Annotated in this window: 9 protein-coding genes; 1 reads left to right on the top strand and 8 read right to left on the bottom strand. The window is 58.0% G+C overall.

Annotated features, from left to right (window positions below; all coding sequences use genetic code 11):
* Positions 1–106: 106 nt before the first annotated feature.
* The 4 genes from ligA to FMN52_RS00590 form a co-directional block, all read right to left on the bottom strand.
* Positions 107–2,143: an NAD-dependent DNA ligase LigA gene (gene ligA, locus FMN52_RS00605; RefSeq protein WP_148606788.1), complete on the bottom strand. Its 2,037-nt coding sequence runs from the start codon at positions 2,141–2,143 to the stop codon at positions 107–109.
* Between the two features lie 73 nt (positions 2,144–2,216).
* The gene (zipA, locus tag FMN52_RS00600) at positions 2,217–3,224 is read right to left on the bottom strand and encodes a cell division protein ZipA (RefSeq protein WP_148606787.1); all 1,008 of its coding nucleotides are present in this window, start codon (positions 3,222–3,224) and stop codon (positions 2,217–2,219) included.
* Between the two features lie 122 nt (positions 3,225–3,346).
* Positions 3,347–6,841, bottom strand: a complete 3,495-nt coding sequence (gene smc / locus FMN52_RS00595) for a chromosome segregation protein SMC (protein WP_148606786.1) — start codon at positions 6,839–6,841, stop codon at positions 3,347–3,349.
* 1 nt (position 6,842) lies between these two features.
* A complete protein-coding gene (locus FMN52_RS00590; protein WP_148606785.1) occupies positions 6,843–7,526 on the bottom strand; it encodes a GntR family transcriptional regulator in 684 nt (227 codons plus the stop codon).
* Between the two features lie 286 nt (positions 7,527–7,812).
* Here FMN52_RS00590 and FMN52_RS00585 point away from each other — a divergent pair, with 286 nt between their 5' ends.
* Positions 7,813–8,739 carry a GGDEF domain-containing protein gene (locus FMN52_RS00585; RefSeq protein WP_148606784.1) on the top strand — a complete coding sequence of 309 codons (927 nt, stop codon included), beginning with the start codon at positions 7,813–7,815 and terminating at the stop codon, positions 8,737–8,739.
* Between the two features lie 5 nt (positions 8,740–8,744).
* Here FMN52_RS00585 and rluB read toward each other — a convergent pair whose 3' ends face one another.
* Genes rluB through FMN52_RS00565 form a run of 4 tightly spaced genes read right to left on the bottom strand, consistent with a single transcriptional unit; the run spans position 8,745 to position 12,557 of the window.
* On the bottom strand, positions 8,745–9,728 hold the full coding sequence (gene rluB / locus FMN52_RS00580) for a 23S rRNA pseudouridine(2605) synthase RluB (RefSeq protein ID WP_148606783.1): 984 nt from the start codon (positions 9,726–9,728) through the stop codon (positions 8,745–8,747).
* A 39-nt stretch (positions 9,729–9,767) separates the two neighbouring features.
* The gene (scpB, locus tag FMN52_RS00575) at positions 9,768–10,406 is read right to left on the bottom strand and encodes an SMC-Scp complex subunit ScpB (protein ID WP_148606782.1); all 639 of its coding nucleotides are present in this window, start codon (positions 10,404–10,406) and stop codon (positions 9,768–9,770) included.
* Between the two features lie 42 nt (positions 10,407–10,448).
* The gene (locus FMN52_RS00570) at positions 10,449–11,282 is read right to left on the bottom strand and encodes a ScpA family protein (protein WP_148606781.1); all 834 of its coding nucleotides are present in this window, start codon (positions 11,280–11,282) and stop codon (positions 10,449–10,451) included.
* A 60-nt stretch (positions 11,283–11,342) separates the two neighbouring features.
* A complete protein-coding gene (locus tag FMN52_RS00565; protein ID WP_081449827.1) occupies positions 11,343–12,557 on the bottom strand; it encodes a tryptophan--tRNA ligase in 1,215 nt (404 codons plus the stop codon).
* Positions 12,558–12,579 lie beyond the last annotated feature (22 nt).

The raw sequence follows: 12,579 nt of genomic DNA, 5'->3' as shown, positions 1-12,579 counted from the left end.
TCGCCCGGTTCAAGCAGAAACTCCGGGCGATTTACACACCGTTACAGAACAACGCCATGGTAGCCAATTTGATACGCAGGGGATCTGCGCGAGTTCTCAGATTCGGTTAGCCCACCTTCAGGCCATGCTCTTCCAACAAAGCAACCAGGCCTGCCTCATCCAGGACAGGAACCTCCAACTGTTCGGCCTTGGCCAGCTTGGAACCGGCGGCCTCGCCGGCAACCACACAGGCGGTCTTCTTAGAGACGCTTCCGGCCACCTTGGCGCCCAGGGCTTCCAGCTTCTCTTTAGCTTCATCCCGGGTCATACCGGAAAGCGTGCCAGTCAGCACCCAGGTTTGGCCTTCCAGCGGCTTGCTCCCCTGCTGGATTTCCTCTTCCTGCCACTCCACACCAGCTTCACGCAGGGCGTCCAGAGTTTCCCGATTGTGGGTCTGTTCGAAAAAGCTCCGGATGTGGCCGGCAACAATAGGCCCGACGTCCGGAACTGTCTGCAGCTTTTCCTCATCGGCTTCTGCAATGGCCTCCAGAGTTCCGAAATACGCCGCCAGGGACTTGGCGGTGGCCTCCCCGACCTCGCGAATGCCAAGGGCATACAGGAAACGCCAAAGAACCGGGTTTCTGGCCCGATCAATAGCAGAAACCAGATTGGCGGCCGACTTTTCCCCCATCCGCTCAAGTTTGACCAGGTCATTGGTTGTCAGGCGATACAGGTCGGCAACGGTTTCCACCATGCCCTGATCCACCATGATATCGATCCATTTGTCTCCCAGCCCTTCGATATCCAGGGCTTTCCGGGAGGCATAGTGGCGGATGGCTTCCTTTCGCTGGGCGGGACAAAACAGGCCGCCGGAGCAGCGCGCAACTGCCTCCCCTTCGATCTGGATGACATCCGAATCACACACCGGGCACTGAGAGGGCAATTCCACTGCTCTGGCGTCTGCAGGGCGTTTTTCGAGAACCACCTTGACCACCTGCGGTATCACATCACCGGCGCGGCGAATAAACACGGTATCGCCAATATGGACATCCAGGCGGCGGATTTCGTGCATATTGTGAAGGGTGGCATTGCTGACGGTCACGCCGCCGACAAACACGGGTTTCAATCTGGCCACCGGCGTAACCGCACCGGTTCGACCAACCTGGAACTCCACGTCCTCTATAACAGTCAGCTCTTCCTGTGCCGGGAACTTGTGGGCAATCGCCCAGCGTGGCGCCCTGGAGACAAAACCCAGGGCATTTTGCTGGTCAAGACGATTCACCTTGAACACGATGCCATCAATCTCGTATGGCAGAGTGTCCCGTTTTGCCATTAACTCGCTGTAGGCCTCCAGGCATTCCTCCACACCTGTCGCCTTGCGCATCTCCGGATTGATCCGAAAACCCCAGCTTTGAACCCGCTGGAGGCCGTCCCACTGGGTATCGGGTAACAGGCTTTCGTCAGTGACCGCAACACTGTAGGCGCACATTTCCAGCGGACGTCTGGCCGTTACCGTGGACTTTTTCTGCCTGAGGCTGCCGGCCGCCGCGTTGCGGGGATTGACGAAGGTTTTCTCTCCACGCTCCGCCAATCGGCGGTTAAGTTGCTCGAAACCGTCCTTGGGCATATAGACTTCACCACGGACTTCCACCAGATCCGGCACATCGTCTCCGCGGAGCTTCAGTGGTACCGACGGAATCGTCCGGATATTGGCAGTAATATCCTCCCCTGAGTAGCCATCACCCCGGGTAGCGGCGGTGGTCAAGGCGCCATTTTCGTAGTGCAGACTGACCGCCAGCCCGTCGAGCTTGGGCTCGCAAACGTATTCCACGCTTTCACTGATACCAAGCCGGTCCTTTACCCGCCTGTCGAAGTCACGGAGTTCGTCTTCACTGAAGGCATTGTCCAGCGACAGCATCGGCAGCCGGTGAACCACCTCTTCAAAACTGGTTTCCACGACACTGCCGACCCGCCGGGTGGGCGAATTGTCATAAGCCAGCTCCGGGTAATCGGTTTCCAGAGTCTGCAACTCCCGGAACAGCCTGTCGTACTCCGCGTCGGGAATACGGGGGTCATCCAGCACATAGTACCGGTAGTTGTGGTCATTAATAACCGAACGGAGTTCTTCTACACGCTGGATAATGTCGGGCGTGGCTTTGCTCATGGACTGGCACTCTCGTCTCTCAAAAAAATGCCCGGAACAAACCGGGCATCTGGCCGTCTTTTACCACCTGGATTCAGACCTTCTGGGAGCGCTGCTTACGCTCAAACTCCCGGATTCTCTGGCGGCAATGCTCAATGGTTTGAGGGGTCATCACGCTGCGGCGCTCATCTTTCAGTTCGCCGCCAAGGTTACGAACCACAGCCTGGGCTGTCTCGAGCATGAATTCAAACGCCTGCAGCGCATTGGTGGGCCCTGGCATACTCATGAAAAAGCTGATCCCCGGCGTGGTCAGAGCCGGCATATCTCCGGGCTTGAAAGTGCCGGGCTCCACGGCGTTGGCAACACTGAACTGAACGGGGCTTGTCGTGTCGGATTCTTCATGGCGATGGTAAATATCCATGTCTCCATGTTCGAGACCGCAGGCTTCAAACAACTTCTTAAGGGCCGGCCCCTTGAAGTCCTCGCCACTCTTCGCCAAGACGTTGATCACAATAACTTCCCGAGCCTCAGGGCGATTCGCGCCCGCCAGAGGCTGACCACTGACCGGACGGGAGGTCTCGCGCCGGGCTGTGTCTTCTTCTACTTCGGTCGTGACCGTCGGCGGGACGGCTTCCACCTCGTCTTCGATGGCACCCCAGCCTGATTCGAACTCGGTTTCATCGGGCTCATGGCTGGACAGTCCGAAATCGGGATCTGATTCAACCGGCTCTTCTTGGCGTTCGGCAACTGACTCCGCTTCCGTCTGCAGGTCCGGTTCTGGCGACTCCGGCTCTCCGGATTTGGCAGCGGCGTTGACCGGACGGGTTGGCTTGGGTTTTGGAGACCCGAAACGGCTGGGCTTTTCACGCTTTACATAGCCGCGTTCTTCAAGAGTGTCACGAGAAATGGTCCGTGCGCCGCCATTGGGCAGCTCGGGGTTGTATTCGTCATCAAGTGGCGAATCCTCCAGATCGTCGGCGCCCATGCCGGATGAAATCGCCATGGATTCCTTCCGGGCGCGCCGCATCCGGCGCACACCATCAATGACAATGCCGATAATGACCAGGGTACCGATGGCAATTAACCATTCCCTAAGTGACATAGTGCTGCTGTCCTGTTTGCAGATCCCGTAACGTTGCTACTCTAAGAAAAGCCCGTAACGAATACAACGCACACCCGGGCCAGATGGCGTTTTTGTCATGGTTGCCCGTTTTCTGAACAGCCTCAAGCCTCTGCGAGCGCCGCCGCTTCGTCCACGTCCACCGACACCAGGCGCGAACAACCCGGTTCATGCATGGTTACCCCCATCAACTGATCCGCCATCTCCATGGCAATCTTATTGTGGGTAATGTAGATGAACTGAACCTGCTTCGACATCTCCTTGACCATATTGGCATAGCGGCCCACGTTGGCATCATCCAGCGGCGCATCCACCTCATCCAGCATACAGAAGGGTGCCGGGTTCAGCTGGAAAATCGAAAACACCAGGGCGATGGCCGTGAGGGCTTTTTCACCACCTGACAACAGGTGGATGGTACTGTTCTTCTTGCCGGGCGGCCGAGCCATGATTGCAACGCCGGTTTCCAGAAGATCCTCGCCGGTCAACTCGAGATAGGCGTTGCCGCCCCCGAACACCTTTGGAAAGAGCGCCTGGAGACCACCGTTGACCTGGTCAAAGGTTTCCTTGAAGCGTTGTCGGGTTTCGCGGTCTATCTTCCGTATCGCGTTGTCCAGTGTTTCCAGGGCTTCCATCAGATCTTCGTGCTGGGAGTCCAGGTAGGTTTTCCGCTCACTTTGAACCTGGTATTCCTCAATCGCCGCCAGGTTGATCGCACCGAGCCGCTGTATGCGATTACCGATCCGCTCCAGCTCGTCCGCCCAGTCTTTCTCGTTCGCACCCTCAGGCAGCTGTGACAGAATGTCCTGCAGCTTTACGTCCAACTCCTTGAGCTGATCAATGTGGTTACCCGAGCGGATTTCCAGGGCCTGGGATTCCATTTTCAGTTTTTCCAGCCGGGACCGGACTTCCTGAATGCGATGGTCCGTGCCGCTTCTGCCCTGCTCTTTTTCCCGGACCTCCCGATCAATTTCTTCAAGGGAATCCCGGGCTGCGCCGAGCTTTTCCTCTTCGGCCAGTCGACGGTCCAGCAGCCCTTCAAGCTGCATCTGCAGATCTTCAATGGGCTCCTCGGCGCTTTCCCGGGATTCCCTCAGAATCTCCAGGCGCTCATCAATGCGCTCCTTCTGAAGCTGCATCCGATCAATGGTCTGCCTGAGGCCCTCCCGCTGACTGTGCAGAGTCTGAAGTTGAAGCTGCAACTGATGTGCGTGATCACGGTCGTGCCGGGCCTCCTGACGGAGACGGTCAAGGTTCTCGCGCAGGCTGTCGCGCTGCTCGAGAAGCCGTTCTTTCTCTTCATCGCTGTCTTCGGTGGACGCCAGCGCCTGCTGCCACTCTTCCCTGGCACCCTGCAGACTCTCTTTCTGGCCCTCAAGGTTTTCAGAGACATCCGCAATATCGTCCCGGATTCGCTGCAAACGGGCGTCGATCTGCTCAGCTCGGGCTCGCAGACCGCTGACCCGGGACGACAAGGTACTCAGCTCACGGTCTGCCTCGCTCAAACGGCTCTGCGCGTCATCCCGGGCGGATTCGGAGCGCTCGGCGCGTTCCTGAAGTTCCTCCAGTCGCTCGCTGGCAGCCTCCAGCGCCTCCTCGGCTTCTGCCAACTGCGAGGACAGTTCGGTCACTTTCTTCTGTCGCTCAATCACCCCGACCTGACCGGCGTCCGAGTCGGGCATCAACACCCAGTCCCGGGATACCCAGACACCTTCCGGTGTCATCAGGCTCTGTCCGTCCTGAAGGCCGGATCGCATACCCATGGCGTCAGAGACAGTTTCTACCGCATCAATGCCACGAAGCAACGAGGCTATTCCCGGCACGCCGGAAACTTTGGCGGCCAGGCCAGTATTACCAGTATCAGCGACAGCCCCGGCTTCAACCAGGGCCAGCCCCCTCGGTGCCTCTCTCATAGCCGATGACAGCTGTTCAATCTCTGGGAGGCAAAGACCCTGGGTAAAACGCCCGATAACCTGCTCAACCGCAAATTCCCAGCTATCCGCTATCTGAAGCTGACTGGCTACCCGGGGCATGTCGCTTAACCCGTTCTGTGAAAGCCAGGATTGCAGAACGTCATCCCCTGCCCCCATCTGCTCATCCAGCAACGCCTGCTGAGACTCAAGGGACGCGCGAAGGCTCTGCACCCGTTGACGCTCGTCAGAGGCGGTCTGCTCGGCATCCCGCTGGTTCTGTCGGGCTTCGTAGAGGTCGTCCTGAATTGCCGCAATGCGCTCGGCCGCGTCTTCGCGCTTCAGTTCAAGAGTTTCCTGCTGTTCCAGCAACTCCTCCAGCTCCGCACGATCCATCTGGCCTTCCAGCAATGCCTGCTCATCCTGGAGCTTTCGTTGACGAGTCAACAGTTGTTCAATGGCATCCTCAAGGGAACGAATCCTGGACTGGGCCAGCTCGGCCTGGCGCCGTGCGTCCGACGAACGCGCGCTGAAATCTTCCCACTGGTGCTGCCATTCACTCATGGCGTCTTCAGCCTGCTGCAGTTTCTCGCCCGATTCCTCGGAACGAATTGCCAGCGCTTCCTGTTCAGGCTCAATCATGTCGAGCTCTTCCTGGATACCCGCCAGCTTGTCCTCGTCCTGCTCCAGCTCCCTGGCCAGTTCGCGCTGGTTGGCCATTGCCTGGTCCAGCTCCGAGGCCATTTGCCGGCTTCGTTCCCGCTGATGCTCAAGGCTCTGCTCAATTCGGGCGATATCGGCACCGGCTTCGTAATAGCGGGCCTGGGCCCGATTGAAATGCTCGGTACGCTCCTGATGGTTGTCTCTCAGGGATTCCAGGGAGGTCTCCAGGCTGACACGCTCGGTGAGGTATTTTTCGAGCTCAAGTTCGGTATCCCGGATCTTGCCGCGCCAGGTCTGCAGGTCATTGTCCAGGGATTGCCAGCGAAGTACCGTCAGTTCGGCTTTTTTCTGGCGTTCTTCCTGTTTGTACGCCTTGTACTTTTCGGCCGCTGCCGCCTGGCGCTCCAGGTGTTGCAATTGCCGGCCCAGCTCTTCCCTCAGATCCGTCAGCCGCTCCAGGTTTTCCTGGGTGCGACGGATACGATTTTCGGTTTCCCGACGCCGCTCCTTGTATTTCGAAATGCCGGCCGCTTCCTCAATGTAGATCCGAAGTTCCTCCGGCTTTGCCTCAATCAGCCGGGAGATCATGCCCTGCTCGATGATGGCGTAGCTCCGCGGGCCCAGACCGGTGCCCAGGAACAGGTCGGTAATGTCGCGGCGCCGGCACTTGGAGCCATTCAGGAAATACTCGGACTGCCCTTCCCGGGAAACCCGGCGACGAACGGAGATTTCGTTGAATTTCACGAATTCACCGGGCGCGGAACCATCGCTGTTATCAAACACCAGTTCGATGGAGGCCTGCCCCACGGGCTTTCTTGCGCTGGAACCGTTGAAGATAACGTCTGTCATGGATTCGCCGCGCAGGTACTTGGCGGAGCTCTCACCCATCACCCACCGAACCGCGTCGATGATGTTGGACTTGCCGCACCCATTGGGGCCGACCACGGCGGTCATATTGGAGGGAAACGGCACCGTGGTGGGGTCAACGAACGATTTGAAGCCGGACAGTTTGATGGACTTCAGACGCATATCAGGCGCTCGCTTCCTGCCGGAGAATCGTCAACACCTGCTGCCGCTGGTGCTCCCCAAAGGCCTGGATGACCGCTTGCAGACGTTCAGTGTCGTCATTGATGGCAGCGTCTGCCAGTTGGCGAAAGAAGGTCGCTGTTTCACCGATTTCTTCCCTGAAGTGTTCCAGCGCCACAAAATAGGTGCGGCTGATGGCTGGTCGGAAATTCTCCAGGGTTTCCTCGAGAAAGGGGTTTTCAACCAGACCGTAGGCGTAGCGCATCACCCCGAAACCGGCGTCAATGACCTGCTCAGCGGCGTCCGAGCTGGTGGCGTTGAGGGCGTCAATCACCGCCTGCAATTCGCGAACCTGGCCCATGACACCACCAAGCTCCTTGCCGGACCAGCGTTCAAGCACCTTTCGCCCAAGCATGCAAAGCAGATCAATGTAGATGTCATAGAGGCTGTTGACACTTTCTGGCGTCAGACTGGAGACCACCGCGCCCCGCCGGGGGAAAATCTCGATCAGATGCCGCCGCTCAAGAATGAGCAGTGCTTCCCGCACCGACCCGCGACTGACGTTCAGTTCTCCGGACACCTTCAGTTCCTGAATGCGTTCGCCGGGCTTGAGATCTCGCGTGATGATCCTTTGCCCCAGGTGCTGGGCAATTTGTTCAGACAGACTTTCCGGGGCCTGAAACCTCATAAAGTTGGTCACTCATTCCTGAAGACGGCACAATTTCAAACGCAGAAGTTTACCACAGGGAATCTATTGCCCCATCCCCTTGTCTGACATTTTGCGCAGGGCACGATCAGTCGCGGCAAATCACTGCCGGTTTTTTGACAACAACCCGTGGACCAACGCTAAGGACTCGAGTGAAGGATGAGGTTTAGTCCCTTACCAACTGTTTTTATTATATTTTATTGACTAGGCACGGTTTCTGCTAATCACAACGAAAGCACTGTAAACTTCTGCGACAGAGTGAACCGTAGTGAAAAACATACCGTCGATCCAACAGTCTTCCTCCCAGCCCCAGAAACTGGCTGCGCTGCGTCAGGCACATCAGGACTGGAACAACACGCCGGATGTGCTCACCAGGCTGACCCGCCGGCTTTCCACCACCCTGTCGCTGGAACAACAGCTGGCCATCCTGGCTGAAGAGCTGGTGGCTATCGTGCCGTTCACTGCGCTCAATTACCGGCATCGGATCGGCAAACAGGATTTCGTCTACGCCAGTGGCATGGGTGGCCCCCACCGTTGTGAATACCGGCTGGGCCTGGAAGGCGTCAATTATGGGACACTGGTCCTGCAACGCCGCCAGAGATTCTCGGAACAGGAACTGGAAGGCGTCGAGATGATGCTCAGTGCGGCAATCTGCCCGATTCGCAACGCCTGCCAGTATGTTGCAATTGAGCAGGCGTCCCTGACAGATGCACTGACCGGCATTCCCAACAAGCGCGCCCTGGACGACGCCCTGCAGCGTTCAAGTCTGCTGTCTGAGCGTCATGGCGAACCCTACTCTCTTGTGCTCTGCGATCTGGATCACTTCAAGACAGTCAACGACACGCACGGTCATGTGGTGGGCGACCATCTTCTACAAATTGCGGCGACCGAGATAGAGAAGTCGATCCGAACGTCTGATTCAGTCTATCGCTTTGGTGGTGAGGAGTTTGCCATCCTGCTCCCCCATACCTCAGAACAGGATGCCAGAGACGTAGCAGAAAGGGTTCGAGAGGCTATCGCGGCCATCCGGGTGGATGGCGGGGAAAAGGAACTCAAGGTTACAACCAGCTGCGGCGTAGCTACCTTCTTGTCAAAAGAATCACCCCAGGCGTGGTTAGCCAGGGCTGACGAGGCGCTCTACCGCGCGAAACACCAGGGCCGGAACTGCACCCGGGTGTTTGCCACTATTTCGTAACGATATCAACCTCGGGGCGTTTTGCTTCGGGCTCTCTCAGGCTTGGTTGTGCGTCCGGCCGGCTTGGCAGGCCTGGTGTCACTGACCGCCCATTTATTCCCGGGTGTCTTCTTGCCCGAGCGGCCAGGGCTTTTTCGGCGCTGACGGTCGAGGGCCGCTTTCTCATTCGGCGTCTTCTGGGGGATTTCAACTGCCTCCAGACCAACAGTCCGGCTCAGGGTATCTACAGCCCTCTGATCCAGCTCTTCCCATTTGCCTACGGTGAGCCTGCTTGGCAGGAAGACCGGCCCGTAGCGCACGCGCTTGAGCCGACTCACACGAACACCCTGGGATTCCCACAGGCGCCGCACTTCCCTATTCCGCCCCTCCAGCAGGGTAACGTGGAACCAGCGATTAATGCCGCTACCGCCGGCCGGGGAAATATCGGTAAACTTCGCCATGCCGTCTTCCAGGAGGACACCCTGAAGCAACCGCTCAATCATGGCATCGTCCACTTCCCCGAAGATCCGAACCGCGTATTCCCGGTCAATCTGGTTGGAGGGATGCATCAGCCGATTGGCCAACTCACCATCCGTCGTAAAGAGGACCAGACCGGTGGTGTTGATATCAAGCCGACCAATGGAAATCCACCGATGCTCTTTCAGCCTCGGTAGGCGATCGAACACTGTCGGTCGGCCCTCGGGGTCCTTTCGAGTGGTGACTTCACCCTCTGGCTTGTTGTAGATCAGCACACGGCGCATCACTTCCGCAGCCCCGGAAACTTCCAGGCGCTTGCCGTCGAGCTCGAAACGGTCTTCCACGGTTGCTTTCTGGCCGGGCGCTACCGGCTGACCGTTGACCATCAGGCGCCCGGCTTCCATCCAGCCTTCAATTTCCCGGCGCGAACCGATACCCGCCCGGGCGAGCAATTTCTGAATACGCTCAGGGCCACCCTGGCTGACTTTGTCCTGGGCTGGCCTGGCTGGTTTTTTGGGGCGTTCTGCCGCCATGCAATCAATCCTTAATTTCTGACTGACACCCGAATGGCATCAGTGAAGTGTCTGGCTCGAAGATTCGTCGTCGTTTTCGGCAGCCGTTGATTCGAACTCGATCTCCGCCTGCATGTTCTTTTCAATTTCCCGGCCGATCTCTTCAAGATCCCGGACTTCATTCAGGGGCGGCAGCTGGTCCAGGCCCGTGAGGCTGAAGTAGTCCAGAAATTGCTTCGTGGTTGCGTACATGGCCGGTCTACCCGGAACATCCCGATGTCCAACAACTCTCACCCACTCTCGCTCAAGCAGGGTGCGAATGATATTGCTGCTTACCGTAACACCCCGTATGTCCTCGATTTCACCCCGGGTGATGGGCTGCCGGTAGGCGATCAAGGCGAGGGTTTCCAGCAAAGCCCGGGAATAACGCTGGGGCTTCTCCTCAAACAGGCGACCCACCCAGGGTGCGAATTCCTCGCGCACCTGAAGGCGATAACCACTGGCGACCTTCTTCAACTCGAAGCCCCGCCCCTCACAGGCCGTCTCAAGAAGCACCATGACGTGCTCCATAACCTGGCGCGCCGGTCGCTCCTCCTCACTGAACAATTCTCTGAGCTGGTCGAGAGACAGCGGTTTTCCCGCTGCCAGCAAGGCTGCTTCGGCAATAGCCTGGATTCTCAACAAGTGCTCTTCGTTCATGGTCTCTAACCCGTATTTCCGTGCTTTGGACTGTCGCAGGCCTTAACTGGCGGCCCTGGCCCGAACGTGAATCGGCCCGAGAACTTCCGCCTGGACAACCTCGATCAGCTGCTCCTTGACCAGTTCAAGAGTCGCCAGGAAGGTCACCACAACCCCGAGACGGCCCTCTTCCAACGTGAACAGCCTCTCGAAGGTCACGAAATGATCATCCTGAAGCACCGATAGAATCGCGGACATGCGCTCACGGGTGGAAAGCCGTTCCCGCTCCACATGGTGGCTGGTAAACAGGTCCGCCCGCTGCAGCACACCCTGCAGGGCCAGCAGCATTTCCCGAAGGTCCACATCCGGATGCGGCTGGCTCGAAGGCATCTTCGGCAGTGCCGCGGAGGCGACGAAACTATCCCGCTCCAGGCGCGGCATTTCGTCGATATCTTCCGCTGCCTGCTTGAACCGCTCGTACTGCTGAAGCCTGCGAATCAGTTCAGCCCGCGGATCGACTTCTTCCTCGTCGTCGGTCTCCTGTCGGGGCAACAGCATTCTGGATTTGATTTCCGCCAGCGTGGCTGCCATCACCAGGTATTCGGCGGCCAGTTCGAAGCGCATTGCCTCCACGGCACCAATATAATCCATGTATTGCCGGGTAATCTCGCTGACATCAATATCCAGAATGTTCATATTCTGGCGACGAATGAGATACAGCAGGAGATCCAGCGGACCTTCAAAAGCTTCGAGGAAAACCGCAAGCGCGTCAGGCGGAATGTACAGGTCCTTGGGAAGATCCACCACCGGCTTGCCGGAAACCCGCGCCAGCGGTGACTGCTCAGGTGCGGTGTCCTGAGCTTCGGGCGTTGCCTGATCGGTGGATTCTTCCGACATAACCTTTCACTCCGGACCGGGGCCGGGGCCTATCAGGGCCCGGCGCCGGTTCCTGCGGATTCAGCGGTAATGAAGCCCCATGGCTGCCCGGACTTCCTCAAGGGTATCGCGAGCGGCATCGCGCGCGTGTTCACGGCCTTCCTGGAGAATGGAGTGAACCAGATCCGGATTGCCTTCATATTCCCGGGCGCGTTCGTGGAGCGGACGCTGCTCCTCGACAATCGCGTCAATCAACGGCTTCTTGCAGTCCAGGCAACCAATTCCGGCGCTTCGACAACCGTTTTGCACCCACTCCTGAGTGTCGGCGTCAGAATAGATCTTGTGCATACCCCACACCGGGCATTTTTCCGGCTCACCGGCATCGGTGCGACGGACCCGCTGGGGATCGGTCTGCATGGTGCGGACTTTCTGGGCAACGCTGTCCGGTTCTTCCCGCAGGCCGATATAGTTGTTGTAAGACTTGGACATTTTCTGGCCATCCAACCCTGGCAACTTGGACTCCGGCGTCAGCAGCGGCTGCGGCTCCGGCAAAATCACCTTGCCGCCGCCTTCAATGTAACCGTACAGCCTCTCACGATCTCCCAGGGAGATGTTCTGCTGCTCTTTCAGCAGAGCACGGGCCGTTTCCAGGGCGTCCATATCGCCCTCTTCCTGATAACGCCTCTTGAGGTTTCGATAGAGTTTGGCGTTCTTCTTGCCCATCTTGACGATGGCGCCTTCCGCCTGCTCTTCAAATCCCGGCTCACGACCGTAGATGTGATTAAAACGGCGGGCGATCTCACGGGTGATTTCGACATGCGAAACCTGATCGGCACCCACTGGCACTTTCCCTGCCCGGTAGACCAGGATGTCCGCACTCTGCAGCAACGGGTAACCCAGAAACCCGTAGGTCGCCAGATCCTTCTCCCGCAGCTTTTCCTGCTGGTCCTTGAACGTAGGCACACGTTCCAGCCAACCGAGGGGCGTAATCATCGACAGCAGCAGGTGCAGTTCGGCATGCTCGGGCACCTGTGACTGAATGAACATGGTGGACGAGCCCGGGTTCACGCCGGCCGCGAGCCAATCGATGACCATATCCCAGACGCTCTGTTCAATGCCGGAGGGATCGTCGTAATTGGTGGTCAGCGCGTGCCAGTCTGCCACAAAGAAGAAGCATTCGAATTCATGCTGGAGTTTAACCCAGTTTTTCAGGACACCGTGGTAGTGGCCAAGGTGAAGCTTGCCGGTCGGACGCATGCCGGACAAAACCCTTTGCTGGGAATCTACAGAACTCAAAGCACGAACTCCTTATTTGGTA

It is taken from the genome of Marinobacter sp. BW6 (assembly GCF_008107725.1).
Lineage (GTDB): Bacteria > Pseudomonadota > Gammaproteobacteria > Pseudomonadales > Oleiphilaceae > Marinobacter.
The sequence above is the reverse complement of the archived record's forward strand: the minus strand, read 5'-3'. Positions and strand labels throughout refer to the sequence as shown.